The 16849-nt window shown below is 36.4% G+C and carries 19 protein-coding genes and 1 pseudogene; 3 read left to right on the top strand and 17 right to left on the bottom strand.

What is annotated here, in order from left to right:
• From trwL (ACFIKN_RS05290) to ACFIKN_RS05365, 16 genes are all read right to left on the bottom strand, one after another.
• Window positions 1-318: VirB2 family type IV secretion system major pilin TrwL (gene trwL, locus ACFIKN_RS05290; protein WP_375658014.1), on the bottom strand; the 318-nt coding region annotated here is incomplete at its 3' end.
• Window positions 319-398: 80 nt separating this feature from the next.
• Window positions 399-698 carry a VirB2 family type IV secretion system major pilin TrwL gene (gene trwL, locus ACFIKN_RS05295; protein ID WP_375658050.1) on the bottom strand — a complete coding sequence of 100 codons (300 nt, stop codon included), beginning with the start codon at window positions 696-698 and terminating at the stop codon, window positions 399-401.
• Between the two features lie 183 nt (window positions 699-881).
• Window positions 882-1640 (bottom strand): type IV secretion system protein, encoded by a 759-nt coding sequence (locus ACFIKN_RS05300; RefSeq protein ID WP_375658015.1) that lies wholly within the window; start codon window positions 1638-1640, stop codon window positions 882-884.
• A complete protein-coding gene (locus tag ACFIKN_RS05305) occupies window positions 1637-4108 on the bottom strand; it encodes a VirB4 family type IV secretion/conjugal transfer ATPase (protein WP_375658016.1) in 2472 nt (823 codons plus the stop codon). The genes ACFIKN_RS05300 and ACFIKN_RS05305 overlap by 4 nt, the downstream gene beginning before the upstream one ends.
• A 2-nt stretch (window positions 4109-4110) precedes the next feature.
• Window positions 4111-4419, bottom strand: a complete 309-nt coding sequence (locus ACFIKN_RS05310) for a type IV secretion system protein VirB3 (RefSeq protein WP_175869113.1) — start codon at window positions 4417-4419, stop codon at window positions 4111-4113.
• A 12-nt stretch (window positions 4420-4431) separates the two neighbouring features.
• A complete protein-coding gene (locus tag ACFIKN_RS05315; protein WP_375658017.1) occupies window positions 4432-4743 on the bottom strand; it encodes a conjugal transfer protein in 312 nt (103 codons plus the stop codon).
• Between the two features lie 239 nt (window positions 4744-4982).
• Window positions 4983-5303 carry a VirB2 family type IV secretion system major pilin TrwL gene (gene trwL, locus ACFIKN_RS05320; protein WP_375658018.1) on the bottom strand — a complete coding sequence of 107 codons (321 nt, stop codon included), beginning with the start codon at window positions 5301-5303 and terminating at the stop codon, window positions 4983-4985.
• 74 nt (window positions 5304-5377) lie between these two features.
• Complete coding sequence (trwL, locus tag ACFIKN_RS05325) at window positions 5378-5716, bottom strand: VirB2 family type IV secretion system major pilin TrwL (protein ID WP_375658019.1); 339 nt, start codon at window positions 5714-5716, stop codon at window positions 5378-5380.
• Window positions 5717-5797: 81 nt separating this feature from the next.
• A complete protein-coding gene (gene trwL, locus ACFIKN_RS05330) occupies window positions 5798-6118 on the bottom strand; it encodes a VirB2 family type IV secretion system major pilin TrwL (RefSeq protein ID WP_375658020.1) in 321 nt (106 codons plus the stop codon).
• Window positions 6119-6182: 64 nt separating this feature from the next.
• Window positions 6183-6506, bottom strand: coding sequence for a VirB2 family type IV secretion system major pilin TrwL (trwL, locus tag ACFIKN_RS05335; RefSeq protein ID WP_375658021.1), 324 nt, complete (start codon window positions 6504-6506; stop codon window positions 6183-6185).
• 74 nt (window positions 6507-6580) lie between these two features.
• On the bottom strand, window positions 6581-6898 hold the full coding sequence (trwL, locus tag ACFIKN_RS05340) for a VirB2 family type IV secretion system major pilin TrwL (RefSeq protein ID WP_375658022.1): 318 nt from the start codon (window positions 6896-6898) through the stop codon (window positions 6581-6583).
• An 80-nt stretch (window positions 6899-6978) separates the two neighbouring features.
• Window positions 6979-7299: a VirB2 family type IV secretion system major pilin TrwL gene (gene trwL, locus ACFIKN_RS05345; protein ID WP_375658023.1), complete on the bottom strand. Its 321-nt coding sequence runs from the start codon at window positions 7297-7299 to the stop codon at window positions 6979-6981.
• 81 nt (window positions 7300-7380) lie between these two features.
• Window positions 7381-7704 carry a VirB2 family type IV secretion system major pilin TrwL gene (gene trwL, locus ACFIKN_RS05350; RefSeq protein WP_375658024.1) on the bottom strand — a complete coding sequence of 108 codons (324 nt, stop codon included), beginning with the start codon at window positions 7702-7704 and terminating at the stop codon, window positions 7381-7383.
• On the bottom strand, window positions 7667-7966 hold the full coding sequence (gene korA, locus ACFIKN_RS05355; protein ID WP_015857010.1) for a KorA family transcriptional regulator: 300 nt from the start codon (window positions 7964-7966) through the stop codon (window positions 7667-7669). The genes trwL (ACFIKN_RS05350) and korA overlap by 38 nt, the downstream gene beginning before the upstream one ends.
• Window positions 7967-8090: 124 nt before the next feature.
• Window positions 8091-8723, bottom strand: a complete 633-nt coding sequence (locus tag ACFIKN_RS05360) for a TrwN protein (RefSeq protein WP_375658025.1) — start codon at window positions 8721-8723, stop codon at window positions 8091-8093.
• Complete coding sequence (locus ACFIKN_RS05365) at window positions 8723-9337, bottom strand: hypothetical protein (RefSeq protein WP_375643237.1); 615 nt, start codon at window positions 9335-9337, stop codon at window positions 8723-8725. The genes ACFIKN_RS05360 and ACFIKN_RS05365 overlap by 1 nt, the downstream gene beginning before the upstream one ends.
• A gap of 128 nt (window positions 9338-9465) precedes the next feature.
• Here ACFIKN_RS05365 and ACFIKN_RS05370 point away from each other — a divergent pair, with 128 nt between their 5' ends.
• Window positions 9466-9753, top strand: a complete 288-nt coding sequence (locus tag ACFIKN_RS05370; protein ID WP_015857007.1) for an H-NS family nucleoid-associated regulatory protein — start codon at window positions 9466-9468, stop codon at window positions 9751-9753.
• Window positions 9754-11322: 1569 nt separating this feature from the next.
• On the opposite strand, the gene ACFIKN_RS05375 is transcribed toward ACFIKN_RS05370, so the two are convergent.
• A complete protein-coding gene (locus ACFIKN_RS05375; protein WP_375658026.1) occupies window positions 11323-12600 on the bottom strand; it encodes a ubiquinone biosynthesis hydroxylase in 1278 nt (425 codons plus the stop codon).
• A 732-nt stretch (window positions 12601-13332) separates the two neighbouring features.
• Here ACFIKN_RS05375 and ACFIKN_RS05380 point away from each other — a divergent pair.
• Window positions 13333-15774: a DNA translocase FtsK 4TM domain-containing protein gene (locus tag ACFIKN_RS05380; RefSeq protein ID WP_375643239.1), complete on the top strand. Its 2442-nt coding sequence runs from the start codon at window positions 13333-13335 to the stop codon at window positions 15772-15774.
• Between the two features lie 723 nt (window positions 15775-16497).
• Window positions 16498-16757, top strand: a pseudogene (locus ACFIKN_RS05385) (DNA translocase FtsK); the annotation flags it as partial.
• Window positions 16758-16849: the final 92 nt, after the last annotated feature.

The following is a 16849-nucleotide window of genomic DNA, read 5'->3' on the forward strand; positions in this document are numbered from 1 at the left end:
TGTTTTAAATAGCAGAGTAACAAGTTGGGTTGCTGAACCTGCGATGACAACACCGATTGCCCACCGTACAAAAGTGTCTTTTCCGATGTAACGCCCTGCATAGCCAATTGCTAAACATAAAAGTATAACGGCAGCAGCGATAGGGATAATCACTTTTAAATCTGCCTGTAAAGCTGTTAGAACGTCCGATGCATTTGTTAAAACGGATGGTTTGGCTTGTGCATGAGCAGAACTATTCATAAAGAACGCAGTCATAGCAGCAGAAATTGCGATGATTTTGTTGCTACTTTTCGATTGAATACTAGTTAATTTTTGCATATTTCACTCTTATTAAAATCTAGATAATATTTTTATATAAATAAACATATTGTATTTACGATTTATAATTAATTCCATTATTACGCTGTTTTAAATAACAGAGTAACAAGTTGGGTTGCTGAACCTGCGATGACAACACCGATTGCCCACCGTACAAAAGTGTCTTTTCCGATGTAACGCCCTGCATAACCAATTGCTAAACATAAAAGTATAACGGCAGCAGCGATAGGGATAATCACTTTTAAATCTGCCTGTAAATCTGTTAGAGCTTTCGATGCATTTTTTAAAACGGCTGCTTGGGCATAAGCAGAACTATTCATAAAGAACGCAGTCATAGCAGCAGAAATTGCGATGATTTTGTTGCTACTTTTCGATTGAATACTAGTTNTGAATTTTCAACTTTTTATATGATTTTTAAGCATTTTTCGTTGATTTTTTTAGGATGGAATTAAATTTCATAGACCTTTTCAGTCTATGAGAAAGGACTGAATATTATACATTAACTTTTTCTTTTTTCGAGCATACAAGAAAAATAATACAACGAAATATTGTTACAAAAAGCTTTATCTAATAAATCTTATGGTAGGCATTTTCGTGTTTTTACTATTTAAAATTTTTATGTTATGTTTGTCCTTCTGCTGTTTGATAAGTGCATGTTCAGCGTTGCGTAAATGTGCGACCATTTGTAGTTTTGCTGTTTCATTTTGTAGCTTAGCGAGCATTCCAATTATATATGCTTGTAACTCAGCAATACTTTTTAGATCTTTTGTTGTCTTGATTTCATTTAATAGTTCTTCAATTTGCTGAAAACGATAGTTTGCTTCTTCAAAAGTCTTTAAACTTATGGCTTTATCAGTGATGGCTGCATATTGAATACGATCGTTGATAAAACTGCTAGATTCATGGATAGAAATAGGAATTTCTTCTTCTTTTAAAATCTTTTTAAGTGATGTAGATAGCGCTGAAGATTCATTTCTATTGTAGAGCGTTTCTGGATTTTTGAGAAAAAAACTGCTGTGATCTGTTTGTGCACTTTTAAGTTTTTTAGTGTCGAACTTTTGGTTTCCCGTTATAGATTCGTGTATCTTTTTTGTTTCCTCAAGTTGTTTTTTTAGCATATCGAGAAGTTGGGCATCAGGTGGCGCTTTCTTTTGTTGTGGAGGTGTTTTCTTTGATGTTTTTGAACTCCCAAAAAAATTGGGCCACGTCGTTGGAATTGATGCCGACAAATCCGCTACTCCAGCGCCCCAAACCCAAGCCATTGCTGGGTTTGGAATCCCTAAAGTTATTACAACTACTATTGAAATGACCTTTTTTTTCATGTTTCCCTCCTGTCATTTTTTGCGTGCTGTAAGAAAATTGGCAACCATATTGCTGGATCATCACCAACTTCCGCGATAATGCTTTCGGCTAATTCTGCGTTATCAGGTGTACCTGATAACACCAAGAGCTCGTCACTAAAGTCGTGTTCGATGGTTCTTCCATCGCGTGTCAGATGGAATTTACCAAGATTCAGTTCTGCAAGCGCAGATTGATCGCCCTGCTTAATGAGGAATTGGCGACTAAACTCACCAAGTCCTTTAACGAGTTCAAATTCGCTATCTGTTAGTTTAAAGCCTTTTGTATAATCTTCATAGTTTGCTTTGGGGTTGGCTAGAAAAATGTAAGTTGCACACTGTTGAATGAGTGTTTTGGCAATATTACTTTCCAAGGCATCGCTAGGCTCTTGTGTTGCATAAACAAAAATACCATTTTGTTTACGGATAGTCTTTTGTTTATTTTTCGCTAAATCTTCAAAGTAGGGATCTTGCAAAGGCTTCCAAAACTCATCAAAGATATACATAAATCGCTGTCCGCTAATCATGCCTTCTGTGCGGTAAAGCAAATACATCATCACTGGAGTGCGAGTTTCAAAATTATCTAAAAATTCCGTGATATCAAAGCCGTAAATTTGATGTGTTGAGAGATCAAGAGCATCATGGGGATTATCAAATAACCATCCATAATCACCACCTTCACACCATTTTAGTAAGCGAGCATGAACAGAAGGATGAGCATTATAATCACTTAAACGCGGATTTGGTAAAAATTGTACCAGAAAGGACAAACGACGGAGTGATTGGTCAATGTTACTGCTCATAACAGACATAACCGCTTTGTTAATTTCTTCCTCGTCGTGATGCGTGACCTCACCACCAGCTTCTGCCAATTTTTTAACAAATTGTTTCAGAAAAATAAGATTTTCTTGTGTGGGTGGGAGTTGGAAAGGATTGAAACCACTTCTCCTGCCTGGCTTGAATGTTAAATATTTTCCACCCATAGCCCGAATGGCAATTTCCATGCCACGATCTTTATCAAAAACAACAGTTGTCGGCTTAAATTTTTGTGCTTGTGCTAACAAAAAGCCGAGTAACACGGTTTTACCGGAACCAGATTGTCCGATAAGTGCGGTATTACCAAGTAAACGTTTATCTGTCGAGTCCTCTTCAAGTTTGGAGGCATGAAAATTGAAATAAAGCGGTGTTTTACTGGTTGTTTTAAGAATTGTGACGGCTGGTCCCCATGGGTTGCCAGTGGGTTTTCCTGACATAAAATTATGAAAAGATGAAAATGATAAAAAGTTCAATGATGTAATCGGAGCAGGACGTGGTCTCCATTTCCAATTGCCAGGAAGTTGTGCCCAATAGCCAGCTTCTATCGCTAAGTCTACAGGTTTGGGCAGTACCGCAACGTCTAGTAATGCTGCACTCGCTTTGGACATATGGTCGCGTACTTGTTGAATTGTATCACCATAGATAGTCAATGTGCAGTGATGTTCTCCCATGACAAAATGTCCACTGATAAGCTGGTTTAGTGCTTCGTCAATTTGTTCAATTTGGCTCGTTGCCACATCTCGTGCATCAATAAGATTACGCTGATGCCGTTGTAAATAGTCTTTAGCAGCATGTCGAGAGAGTACTGAAAAGCTCTGCGTCAATACGAACTCGAAGTCACTTTCCAACAAAACATTTAATTGTCCTGGTTTGGTTGTTGCATCATATTCTTTAATTTCCAGCATTCCAAATCGACGCATTCCACTGGTTGTTCGCAGTTCACCAAGAGCACCCCATTTTGAGAAAAAAGGTCGATTGATAGACATATAGTCGGAAAAACGGTCATGGCAAATTGGCATAGGGCGATATTCACCATTGACAAGCATTCCAAGGAATTCAAGTGCAGAAGAATAAACATGCCCATTTTTTTCATAAGCACCAAGAAGTTCTGCACCGTAACGGTTTAAAGATTGGCCTAAAGTACGGTTGATGTCATTGAGTTCTTTGATACATGTGTCTTGTCGCATCTTTTTTTGATCAAGCGTTTCACGTTCATGTTGAGAAAAGAACGACATAATTTTATCCGCTATCGGTTGAAAAATGACAGTCAGATATAAATCATTGACCATCAAATTATAACCAGTAAAGCTTTGCCGATATTTTTCATCAAGTTGATAGCAAAACATTTGATCAAATGTTGAATCGGGATATTCATAAACACGACGGCGCACAATATGCGTCCAAAATGATAAATTGGCTGATGCAAGACCCCGTAGAGTATTGTTAAGCTCTTTTATCCATTGAAAAATATCTTCTTCTGAAGCGCTTTGATGCGAACGCCCATCAATTTTCCAAATTGACAAATATTCCGCATTTTTAGTAGAAATAATCGTATCTGTAATATGATGTGAATAAGGCAGAAACAGGCTTACAGGTGTCTCTGATGCAAGGCGTTTGCTGCTTTCAACAGCTGTCATGTTTATCTCCTTTTACTATAATCAGAGGGACTATAACTTGATGCGCCCCAAAAACCTTTATTGCGATTGCGAAACTTAGTATCTATCCATAACCACCAAATACGAAACGCCTTATCATCGTTTTTAGTAATTTGCACCATAATGAACCATAATGGAGGTGCCATAATCCACAAAAAGATACTTACTGTCATGGCAATAACAGCGACCCCCATAACCATAACGATAAATGGCATCATGGGGACACCCCATATCGTTGGAACACGTGTTGCTCCCTTGAATAGGGGGAATTCTTTTTTTTCTTGCGATTTCATGGGGTGCTCTTGTTAGTGGAGGTAAAATAATATGTGGCTAATATAAAAGGCTGCACCAGCAATAATGACACTGAATGCCCATCGCATAAATGTAGCTCTTGCGATGATGCGAAATATATAAATAAGCAAAAGTAATAAAAGAATAATGATAGCGACGATAGGAATAAATATACTTAATCCATATTGCATTCCTATGAAGGCATCCAAGCTCTCTGTTTCCGTCTGAGCATATGCAGATTGCGTTATTAATAATATCATTGAAGTGATAATAATAACATTAATCCTGTTGTACGTCTTCGCTTGCAACGTATTTGATTGTTTCATATCCTTTATCCCCTTTTAATTAAAGTTGCTATAAATAATATTCCTTTTTTCAGTATGACTACATTATTACTGGCACACACCTATAATCGATGGATGTTAAAAACATTACGTATTATACTGATTCATGAATTACCTTTCAATAGTATTGTAGTCAGTTTTGTTGTAGAGGGCACAACAATAATACTGACTACCTATCGTATAAACGTATCGCGTTGTATTATTTGTAATTAATGCCATTATTACTGTGTTTTAAATAGCAGTGAAACAAGTTGGGCTGCAGAACCTGCGATGACAACACCGATTGCCCACCGTACAAATGTGTCTTTTCCGATATAGCGTCCTGCATAACCAATTGCTAGGCATAAAAGTATAACGGCAGCAGCGATAGGTATAATTTTTTGAATATCGTCTTGTAACTCTTTTAGAGCGTTCTGCGCATTTGTTAAAGTCTTTGCATTGGTGGCGTAAGCAGAATTATTCATAAAGAGCGCAGTCACAGCTGCAGAAAATGCGATGATTTTGTTGTTACTTTTCGATTGAATACTAGTTAATTTTTTCATATTTTACTCTTATTAAAATGCTATATAACATATTGTATTTTACAATTTATAATTAATACCATTATTACGTTGTTTTAAATAGCAGTGAGACAAGTTGGGCTGCAGAACNACAGAGTAACAAGTTGGGTTGCTGAACCTGCGATGACAACACCGATTGCCCACCGTACAAATGTGTCTTTTCCGATGTAACGCCCTGCATAACCAATTGCTAAGCACAACAGTATAACGGCAGCAGCGATAGGTATAATTTTTTGAATATCGTCTTGTAACCCTTTTAGAGCTGTCGATGCATTTGTTAAAACGGTTGGGTCGGCGGCGTAAGCAGAATTATTCATAAAGAGCGCAGTCACAGCTGCAGAAATTGCGATGATTTTGTTGTTACTTTTCAATTGAATACTAGTTAATTTTTGCATATTTCACTCTTATTAAAATCTAGGTAATATTTTTATATAAATAAACATATTGTATTTTACAATTTATAATTAATACCATTATTACGTTGTTTTAAATAGCAGTGAGACAAGTTGGGCTGCAGAACCTGCGATGACAACACCGATTGCCCACCGCACAAATGTATCTTTTCCGATGTAGCGTCCTGCATAACCAATTGCTAAGCATAATAGTATAATAGCAGCAGCAATAGGTATAATTTTTTGAATATCGCCTTGTAAACCTTCTAAAGCGCTTTGTGCATTTGTTAAAACGCTCGCTTTGGTGGCGTAAGCAGAACTATCCATAAATAATGCAGTCACAGCTGCAGAAAATGCGATGATTTTGTTGTTACTTTTCGATTGAATACTAATTAATTTTTGCATATTTTACTCTTATTAAAATGCTATATAACATATTGTATTTTACGATTTATAATTAATGCCATTATTACTGTGTTTTAAATAGCAGTGAAACAAGTTGGGCTGCAGAACCTGCGATGACAACACCGATTGCCCACCGTACAAAAGTGTCTTTTCCGATGTAGCGTCCTGCATAACCAATTGCTAAGCACAACAGTATAACGGCAGCAGCAATAGGTATAATTGCTTTCAAGTCTTTCTGTAACTCTGTTAGAGCTGTCTTCGCATTTTGTAAAGTTTGTGCTTGGGCTTGTGTATAAGCAGAATTATTCATAAAGAATGCAGTCATAACTGCAGAAATTGCGATGATTTTGTTGTTACTTTTCGATTGAATACTAGTTAATTTTTTCATATTTTACTCTCATTAAAATCTAGATAATATTTTTTATATAAATAAACATATTGTATTTATAATTAATGCCATTATCACGTTGTTTTAAATAGCAGAGTAACAAGTTGGGTTGCAGAACCTGCGATGACAACACCGATTGCCCACCGTACAAAAGTGTCTTTTCCGATGTAACGCCCTGCATAGCCAATTGCTAAACATAAAAGTATAACGGCAGCAGCGATAGGGATAATCACTTTTAAATCTGCCTGTAAATCTGTTAGAGCTTTCGATGCATTTTTTAAAACGGCTGCTTGGGCATAAGCAGAACTATTCATAAAGAACGCAGTCATAGCAGCAGAAATTGCGATGATTTTGTTGCTACTTTTCGATTGAATACTAGTTAATTTTTGCATATTTCACTCTTATTAAAATCTAGATAATATTTTTATATAAATAAACATATTGTATTTACGATTTATAATTAATTCCATTATTACGCTGTTTTAAATAACAGAGTAACAAGTTGGGTTGCTGAACCTGCGATGACAACACCGATTGCCCACCGTACAAATGTGTCTTTTCCGATGTAACGCCCTGCATAACCAATTGCTAAGCACAACAGTATAACGGCAGCAGCGATAGGTATAATTTTTTGAATATCGTCTTGTAACCCTTTTAGAGCTGTCGATGCATTTGTTAAAACGGTTGGGTCGGCGGCGTAAGCAGAATTATTCATAAAGAGCGCAGTCACAGCTGCAGAAATTGCGATGATTTTGTTGTTACTTTTCAATTGAATACTAGTTAATTTTTGCATATTTCACTCTTATTAAAATCTAGGTAATATTTTTATATAAATAAACATATTGTATTTTACAATTTATAATTAATACCATTATTACGTTGTTTTAAATAGCAGTGAGACAAGTTGGGCTGCAGAACCTGCGATGACAACACCGATTGCCCACCGCACAAATGTATCTTTTCCGATGTAGCGTCCTGCATAACCAATTGCTAAGCATAATAGTATAATAGCAGCAGCAATAGGTATAATTTTTTGAATATCGTCTTGTAACCCTTTTAGAGCTGTCGATGCATTTGTTAAAGTTTGTACTTGGGCTTGTGCATGAGCAGAACTACCCATAAAAAACACAGTTAAAGCTGCAGAAAATGCAGCAATTTTATTACGAGCTGTTGTGTGAAGAATATTTAATTGTTTCATGTTCTTTATCCTGATTAAGATTAAAACTCCCACAAATGACCCCTCGTTCATGAAGAAACTTAAAAAGATATTTTGGATCAGCCCAAGTTCTTAGTTTTCCTCTTTGTGTAAGTAACGTATATTTATTTGGCTTTCCGGTGATTGGATCGTCGGAAATAAACGTGAAATACCATTCTCTTTCTGAAAGCATCACGACTGTAATCTCACGTGCTGCTTTTTGACTAAATGCTATATCAACGCTGTTTTGTTCTATCATTTTCATTATCTTTGCCCTCAACTAGAAGAGATTTTGTTCAATCTTACTAATTAGAGCTTTAACATTTTCTTATCTACCTTTCATTATAATATCCTATCAAATTTCTGGAGTTTCGTGAAAATATCAGTCCTCACTCTAGCAATCTTCTCGATGAAGAAAAATCTTCAGCTGAAAAAGCATCGCGGGCGCTACTTTCTTTATGTGTAAATGCATCTTCTTCTCCTTTTGAAGAGAGAGAAAGAGAATCTACTTTAGTTGTCTGTTCTGGTTCTTCTTTTTTAAGTTTTACAGGCTCCTGCAAGTCTTCATTTCCTCGTACAGCAGTTTTTACTCCAATATATGAAGTAACTTTTTGCATGCGGGTGTGGTTTGAGTTTTCTGTATTGTAAAAATTCAGCACAGACTGCAAAGTCGCTTTTTCAAAGATGCACTTTGATGTTGTTTGTTCATAGCAGTAAGTTAAAGCACTTTGTGCAGCTGTAAGATTTCTGCAAAAATCAAATACATCAAAAAGAGAAAACAATTTCACATTTCCAACATCAATTTGCCCTAAAATTATGTTAAAATTATGTTTATTCTGTTTAAACTGTTCAGCTGTTGCGATTGTTTCCTTAAGCTGAGATGATTGATAGAACAAGTTATCTTTATCATCTGTTACATAGACATTGTCCCGCGCTTCTTGTTTGGCGATAACTGAAAATGCTATGGGGGGCGTATTGGATATGCATGCAGCAGCAAAAAATGTGAAATCTGGAACAATCATTAGCAATACACCTTATTACGAAGAATTTTATTAATACAAATGCTAATTCTTTGTGGTGCTTTTTCTCGTTGTCTTTTGATTTTATAAATTTGCAGAATGAGATTGTTTAGCTTAGAATATTCCTTGTGATTATTGCTTTGTTCTCTTCTAAGAAGATTTCTAATATATGCGAATATCCAACCAACAAGATAAAAGTGTTGAATAAAATAGAGCACATTACGCCAACCAATATTATTGGAATCACGAAAAAAGGCGCTGCTTTTAAAAAATAATAATCTTTGATACTGTATTGAAGCTGCTTGTTTTATATAATTCTCTAGTTGCAAAAATTTTTTCAAAAAAAATTTATACGAAGTAAAAAGCCGTTGTGTGTAAGGGGAGGTTTTACTGTTATAATGAACTACACTATCATTATACAGAGAGGGCTTGTTCTTTGTTGCGTATTGCCATAATTTATAGAGTGACGATTTATATTTACTTTTGACTACTGATTCATGAGAGTCAGAGAGGTGTGATGGTGTTTGAGCACTGCATTTAGTAGTTCCAGTAATTGAACTGAAAAAAGATGCAGTGGTGGTAGTTGATATACCAATAAACAGTTCTTTGTGGCTCAAAGCACATCTCCGTCAAAGTGATATATGTATCGTAATTTTAATTTCGATAATAAATGGACAGAAATTGTCTATAATTGTGTTTAAAATATGGCAAAAAGAAATTCTTTTTTGCAAGGGGAGTAATTAAGGTGAATGATCTCAAGAATATGAATTTTGATGAACTACAAGAGATGCGTACACAAATCGATGTGGAATTAAAAAAACGGCAAGCAAAGGAAAAGCAAAATGCGCGACGAAAAATTCTTGAAATTGCTAATGCCCATGGAATTGATATCGCTGATCTTGTGAGCAAAGAGCGCCATTATAGAAATCCCAATAACCAATGGGAATTATGGAATGGGCGTGGACGTAGACCTAAGTGGATTAAAGAGTGGTTGGAGAATGGGTATACACTTGATGAACTCGAAGTAACGTAACACGTGTGCGATATTTACAAGATAAGGGAATACTAAGGAATGTAAATGCAAGAAGTATGCTCTTTTGGGTAATTTGATTGTATAAACATACTGAACAAATATATTGAAGTATTGAGTTACCAAATACAACAATAGGGAGCGTGAACAATTTATTTAAATGCAAAGGTCTTGTTGTCATAATCTGGCAAGCATAATGATGATGCCAGGTTGAAATATTGTAATTGCTTTTGGCATTTGAGAGAGGGGGGTATTTTACTTCTTTTTATCGTTTCATTAACGTTGCTCTTTTTAGTCTATGTAAATAAAGAGTTTTATTGATTATTTACAAAAATGGTCGAAATGAGAATAATTTATTGCATAGGGATTTTAACTCAATATGTAAAATGATAATTTTATCAATTAATATGTTAATAAATTAGCATACTTATATTTTTGAAATACTGTTCTGTAGAACAAGCCTGATGTTATAGATTTTGTTTGGGCTTTTTTCTGTAAGATTATATATGAGGCATTTACTTTATTTATCGTTAGTTGAGATGAGTGAGTGTGTAGAAAATGGAAAATTTCTATGGCTGTTATGGGGTTTATAGAATTTATGACATATTTCTGAGCGTTTGTGATTAAAATTCATTTATGAGCGTTTATGAATAATGAATAAAGAGTGTATTTGAAAATAAAAGGATTGGATCATTTCTATTGCGGTTTATCTTCTTTTATGGTGTGAAATAGGGGGGGTATGCAGGTTTACAATTGTGTGTGATGGTATAGAGTGCGGAACACTTTGTTATATATCGGAATATTTTTTCTAAAATTGTGTGGTATTCCACAATAAGTTAAAGGGTTTGTCTGAGAAACAGAATGCCCCAAACGGAATGCATTTGTGTTTCTAATTTACGCGCTTTTTTAAAAGAAAAATTTTTCAATGCAACTAAGCTTATTTTATGGCGCTTCTCGTGAATAGTATAACGTAAAAGCCCCTATGATCATATAAAATTCATTGTACACCACCATTTTTACTTCAATAAAAAGTATAAGCCGGCGTCCTTATACACTTTACTCGCCTCCAATATTGCTAAAGTCCTTAGTTCTTGAGAGAGGGAGGCTTTTGTCGCTTTGTTTAATTGTTTTTATTTATACGACACTTTCGCTTGTGATGTGCAAGCGAATGATTTTGATTGCTTCAACATGTAGAGAGATTTGAAATAAGGGTATTTTATGATCTTTAGATTTCTCACTCAATATGAGAACAATGAACTTATTATTATAAATAAAAGTGTTGTGTGCTAAAAAGTCTTGTTTATTTTATTATGCCGTGAAATGGCTTCTTTTAAAGTGTGGTGATATAAAGCAACAACCTCTTTGAGACATTAAACGTTTTTTTCAGTGCGTAGTGAATATTCTCATAATGTAGCTTGCTTGTCGAGTCTTATGTTGAGTGAAATATGGGAGGAGGAAGTCAAGAAAAAATTACTCGACAGGAATCCGGTTTGTAAACAGATTGGATGAGATAGGAATTTTTTGTTCTTTGAAGGAGGAAGGCAAAGGTTGTAAAATAGTATGAATTTTTTCTTAAAGTGGGAAGCCGTGTAGAAGACGTGGGGCATTTGGAGTGAGTCCGGCAGCTTCTTGAATGAAGTATTTTTTTATTTTTGGCGCTTGATTAATGATTCCAAGGCCGGTATCGCGGAGCATCCGTAAAAGAAGGCTATCATTAGAAAAGAGTTTATTAAGCCAATCATTGCTTAAAGCCATACGGACAATTTCAAAACGTCTCCAGCTTTGATAGCGCTCTAAAGCCGTGAGGGAGCCAATGTCAAGACCTAGTCGTGCTGTTTCAATAATCACTTCAGCGAGGGCAGCGCTATCGCGTAATCCTAAATTGAGTCCTTGTCCTGCAATGGGGTGGATGGTATGGGCGGCATCGCCAACGAGAGCAAAACGTGGTTTAACGCATTGACGTGTTAAAGAAAGACTCAAAGGAAAAGCTTGACGTTCGCCATCCCAAGAGAGTTTGCCTAACCGATGGCCAATGCGTCTTTCGAGTTCTGTTTCAAAAATAAGTGCATCAGCTTTGAGATAATATTGCGCAGTTTTATGATCTTCATTCCACACAATGGCGGATCGGTTGCCTTTGAGAGGGAGAAGAGCAAAAGGACCGGCAGGTAAAAAATGTTGAATTGCTTGACCATTATGGGGTTTTTCATGTTCAACTGTGCAGATGATTGCTGTTTGTTTATAGGGATGAGAAAAATTTTTCAGACCAGCTTTTTGGCGTAATTTCGAATGGGCTCCGTCAGCTGCAATAAGCAATTTTGTTTGCCAAACCTCTTCATTATTTAAAGTGACGGTTGTATGTTGGTGTTCTTGATGAAAATCAATGACACGCGTGTTTGTAATAACAGGGATATTGAGATCTTTGACACGTTTTTTTAGAGTGTTGATGAGTTCTCTATGCTCTACCATAGCAGCAAAGGGCTCACCGGGGGTAATGTCGCCTTCAAAGGTTAAAAGGGTGGGTTTGACAGGATCACTAGTGCTTGCATCTGTGATGATCATTGAATGAATGGGTTGCGCATAGGGTTTTATAGGTTCCCAACATTGTAATTGTTTTAACATACGAATAGAAGCAGCAGCAAGGGCAATGGTTCGTATGTTAGAAGCAGGGGTATCTCCTTGTGGAGCAGCATCAACGATTTTTATTTTCAGAGTAGGGGCTGTTTGCTTGAGTGCTATCGCTAGGGTTAAACCGACAGCTGCCCCCCCTGCAATGAGCAGATCACATTGTTTAGTTTTATGAGATTTAATTTTTTTATTGGGTTGTACGTCTTTATTGCGATTAGAACACACAATACTTCTTCCATTGTTTATAGTTTGCTTTCTTTTAAAAAGAATATCTTTTTACATTGCCTAAAATATCTTAACTTTTACTTTTCTCTCTGCTTTACAAAAACGAGGTTTCTTTTTGGCGCCAATCTGATGACAGATTGGTTTTTCAGAGTTTTTCTGCTTAATCATTTATGTGATTCATCTTACAGATTTATCGGATAAGCTTTTTTGAATATCTTCTTCAATTCTTTTTACACTTGGTTGATAAAAAAGAAAACTAAAAATAAACAAAGATGTCGTGTATTTTTTAAGTTGTGTGAGTTACTTCAGTATACCTGTCCTGAAGGGGGACATTTCGTTAGTATGGTAGATAAAAAATTGTGGTCATTCGTGATGGTTAAAACAGTATTCATATTTTGCCGTTATCATGATGTAGCGTAAAAAACATCATCTGTTTAGGAAGGTGCCTATAGCACCCATGTAACACTTTACACATGAGGTGTTTTTTGGTTGATCGTTTGATAAATATTCAGGGAGAGCTTTTTGTGCGCCTTATGAAGGATTGTCTCTTAGGGTGGTGGTATATGAATGATATGAAGTGGTTAGAAGGTAGAACGCGCTAGATAAGAAGTCGGGTTGTTTACAGGCTATTTGTTTACAAATCGGCACAGAGTTTAAGCTTCATGCTTTTTTAAGAGAGAGAGGGAGTTATAACTCTTTAAAATATGAAATTTTTGTATTTGGAATTGATAGATGCACCGAAGTTCTTCTCCTTATGATTCATTAGAAGTGCGAAATTCTCAAGGTTCGCGTCTTATTGAGATGTTTTTACGTCAGATAGGGGTATTTATTGGGCTTGGGCTTTTGGGCTTTATTATTTTTTGTGTGTTTGCTTTGGCGACGTGGAATGTTGCGGATCCATCTTTAACCCATGCAAGTACAAATGAGGTTACAAACCTTATGGGGTGGATGGGGGCAATTTTTTCAGATTTTATTATGCAGTTTTTTGGCTTGGCAAGTCTTTCTGTTTTGTTGCCACCGTTATTTTGGTCTTTTCTCTTGTTGGCGCAAAAGAATATCTACAATTTGACTTTGCGCTTTTTTTTATGGGTGCTATCAACGATTTGTTTTTTAATTGCTTTTGCCCTTATGTCACCTGTTGCTTCTTTTACTTATTGGCCATTGCCAATGGGATTGGGAGGGGTTTTAGGAGATAAAGTTTTAAGTGTTGCTTCTTCAGTCTTTCCTCTTTTTCTTTCTCCTCCTTACACGGTGTTTTTCAGTGTTGTTTTTATTCTTTTAGGTTTTTTCACCGCTGCTTTTGCTGGTAATGTGATATGGCGGCGTCGAACAAAGAAAAGAAAAGAAAAAAGCATTCCAAAAGACGAAATCGTTAATCCAGTCTTTGAGTTGGAAGAAGATACGGAATATGCCGCAGAGGAGGATCGTGAAAATCATGGTTTTTTTGCGACAACTTGTGGCGCTCTTTTGCATCTTTTTTATTTTTTACAAGCGCGTTTTTTTCGTTTATTCTGTTTCAAAAGGCGTTTTCAGAGTAAAGGGCAAGGAAAGCCATTTGATCGGATTGAGCCAACTTTTTTGGGTGAAAAAGTAAAGTGTGAGAAAAATCAAAATAAAGCCTATGTTTCTCCTGTTAAAAATCGAAAGTCTTTAACAGCTTCTTCAAATGGTGGTTTTGTTCTTCCTCTTGTAGATTATCTTTCGGTTCCACCACCGTCTGTTAGGGATGCAAAACTTTCTCCTGCTGTTTTAAGAGCAAATTCTCAGGAACTTGAAGGGGTTTTGTTAGATTTTGGGGTCAAAGGAAAAATTATAGATGCTTGTCCTGGACCGGTAGTAACTTTGTATGAATTTGAACCGGCTGCAGGTATTAAGTCTTCCCGTATCATTGGTTTGGCAGATGATATTGCACGCTCGATGCGTGCGATTTCGGCGCGTGTTGCGGTGGTTCCAGGACGTAATGTTATTGGAATAGAATTGCCTAATGCAAAGCGTGAGATGGTTTATTTACGAGAAATGTTGCAGGCGCAAGAATTTATTGACAGCAAAGCAAAGCTAGGACTTGCTTTGGGTAAGACAATCGGAGGAGAAGCTGTTGTTGCAGATTTAGCAAAAATGCCCCATCTTTTGGTTGCTGGTACAACAGGATCAGGAAAGTCTGTTGCTATCAATACAATGATTTTATCATTGCTTTATCGTATGACACCTGAACAATGTCGTCTCATTATGGTGGACCCGAAAATGCTTGAGCTTTCGGTTTATGATGGCATTCCCCATTTATTAACACCCGTGGTGACAGATCCTAAAAAAGCCGTGATTGCTTTAAAGTGGGCTGTTCGTGAAATGGAAGAGCGCTATAGTAAAATGTCAAAACTAGGCGTTCGTAATATTGATGGGTTTAATGCACGTCTTAGGGAAGCTGCAAGTCAGGGAGAGACAATGGTGCGGACAATTCAAGTTGGATTTGATCGCGAGACCGGTGAGCCTCTTTATGAAACGGAAACACTTGATTTTAGTCCTATGCCCTATATTGTTGTCATTATTGATGAAATGGCTGATTTGATGATGGTTGCTGGGAAAGATATTGAAGGAGCGGTTCAACGTTTAGCACAAATGGCACGTGCTGCCGGTATCCATGTAATTATGGCGACACAGCGTCCTTCCGTCGATGTTATTACCGGGACGATCAAAGCCAATTTTCCTACACGCATTTCTTTTTCTGTGAGTTCCAAAATTGATAGCCGAACAATTTTAGGCGAACAGGGGGCCGAGCAATTATTGGGACAAGGAGATATGCTCTTTATGATGGGAGGAGGACGTATTCAGCGTGTGCATGGGCCTTTTGTTGCGGATGATGAAGTGGAGCAGGTTGTTGCGCATCTCAAAGAGCAAGCACGACCTGATTATTTAGAAACAATTACGCAAGAAGTTGAAGAGGATGGTGCTGATGTTTCTTTGTCTTCTCCTTCAGAAGATGATCCCTATAGTCAAGCTGTTGCTATTGTGCTTCGTGATCGTAAGGCTTCAACCTCTTATATTCAACGCCGTTTAGGCATTGGTTATAACCGCGCTGCGACATTGATTGAGAGGATGGAAGAAGAAGGTATTATTAGTCCAGCAAATCACGCAGGGAAACGAGAAATTTTAGTGCCGGCTGAAGAAGAACGCTTTTGAAAAATATTTATAGTTGTTTTTTATAATACCTTGTAAAACAAGTGTTTATCCTATTGTATCGTAGAAAGTCTGCATTTTCATATCCCAGCTCTCAATTTGCGATAGCTCCTTGGTACTTGAGACTCCTTATAAGGGGATTCTTTATCTTATATAACTTTTATCCATACACCAACCTTGCTTGTAACGTGCAAGCAAATGATTTGAATTGATTCAATATGAGAGAGTATGTGATGAGAGAATCTTATTGTATTTGGCGTTATGATTTAAGTTAAAAAGATAAATTATTATAAATCAATATCTTGGTATAAAATAATGTCATTGCGAGTGTAGAGGGGGGTAAAAGCATGTAAGGTTTGGTATTTAAGTGTCTTTTTAAGTGCGCTCTAAATATTTAGGGCAAGGCTGATCTGTCGAGTCTTAATATAAATGAATTATATGGGGTGGGAAGCTAAGTGAAATTTGCTAAACTCCAAACTGTTTACAGAGTGGTTCGGATGGAGATTTTTATTCTTTTGGGTGGGAAGGAAGTCAAAAAAGCATTTTTGACACTTAAAAGAGCTTTCAGGTTCGCGAGTAATATGTTTAGTCCTTAATCCATTATGTATTGACTATAATTTATGTTGCTTCATAGATTAGGGGTGGGAAAGAATATATTATGCGTTTAGAAAATCAGCAGAAAAGCAGGAAAATTTGATGATTTCGGAAACATAAACGCAGACTGGTTATTTGGAAACGATACCGAAAGAGATCGCAAGAAATAAAGGAAGGATGTTTCTTTAGCAGATGATTCCTATTGTCAAGCTGTTGCTATTGTGCTTCGTGATCGTAAGGCTTCGACTTCTTATATTCAATGTCGTTTAGGCATTGGTTATAACTGTGCTACAACATTGATTGAAAGGATGGAAGAAGAAGGCATCATTAGTCCAGTAAATGATATGGGTAAGCAAAAAGTTTTGGAGACTGTCGAAGAAGAATACTTTTGAAAATCTTTTGATATTTTTTTCAAACAATATCTTTATCTTATAAAGATAGGTATTTATTCGTCGTTGATCACTTAAGTTATGAATTATAAAGT

This window comes from Bartonella sp. CL436QHHD, from assembly GCF_042195105.1.
GTDB lineage: Bacteria > Pseudomonadota > Alphaproteobacteria > Rhizobiales > Rhizobiaceae > Bartonella.

What these genes read in the sequence shown, in the direction of transcription:
- trwL (WP_375658020.1), bottom strand. Translation starts at nt 6,118, where the DNA reads ATGCAAAAATTAATTAGTATTCAATCGAAAAGTAACAACAAAATCATC.
- ACFIKN_RS05315 (WP_375658017.1), bottom strand. Translation starts at nt 4,743, where the DNA reads ATGAAACAATCAAATACGTTGCAAGCGAAGACGTACAACAGGATTAAT.
- ACFIKN_RS05300 (WP_375658015.1), bottom strand. Translation starts at nt 1,640, where the DNA reads ATGAAAAAAAAGGTCATTTCAATAGTAGTTGTAATAACTTTAGGGATT.
- trwL (WP_375658022.1), bottom strand. Translation starts at nt 6,898, where the DNA reads ATGCAAAAATTAACTAGTATTCAATCGAAAAGTAGCAACAAAATCATC.
- trwL (WP_375658021.1), bottom strand. Translation starts at nt 6,506, where the DNA reads ATGAAAAAATTAACTAGTATTCAATCGAAAAGTAACAACAAAATCATC.
- ACFIKN_RS05380 (WP_375643239.1), top strand. Translation starts at nt 13,333, where the DNA reads ATGCACCGAAGTTCTTCTCCTTATGATTCATTAGAAGTGCGAAATTCT.
- ACFIKN_RS05360 (WP_375658025.1), bottom strand. Translation starts at nt 8,723, where the DNA reads ATGATTGTTCCAGATTTCACATTTTTTGCTGCTGCATGCATATCCAAT.
- trwL (WP_375658023.1), bottom strand. Translation starts at nt 7,299, where the DNA reads ATGCAAAAATTAACTAGTATTCAATTGAAAAGTAACAACAAAATCATC.
- ACFIKN_RS05310 (WP_175869113.1), bottom strand. Translation starts at nt 4,419, where the DNA reads ATGAAATCGCAAGAAAAAAAAGAATTCCCCCTATTCAAGGGAGCAACA.
- trwL (WP_375658024.1), bottom strand. Translation starts at nt 7,704, where the DNA reads ATGAAACAATTAAATATTCTTCACACAACAGCTCGTAATAAAATTGCT.
- korA (WP_015857010.1), bottom strand. Translation starts at nt 7,966, where the DNA reads ATGAAAATGATAGAACAAAACAGCGTTGATATAGCATTTAGTCAAAAA.
- ACFIKN_RS05305 (WP_375658016.1), bottom strand. Translation starts at nt 4,108, where the DNA reads ATGACAGCTGTTGAAAGCAGCAAACGCCTTGCATCAGAGACACCTGTA.
- trwL (WP_375658018.1), bottom strand. Translation starts at nt 5,303, where the DNA reads ATGAAAAAATTAACTAGTATTCAATCGAAAAGTAACAACAAAATCATC.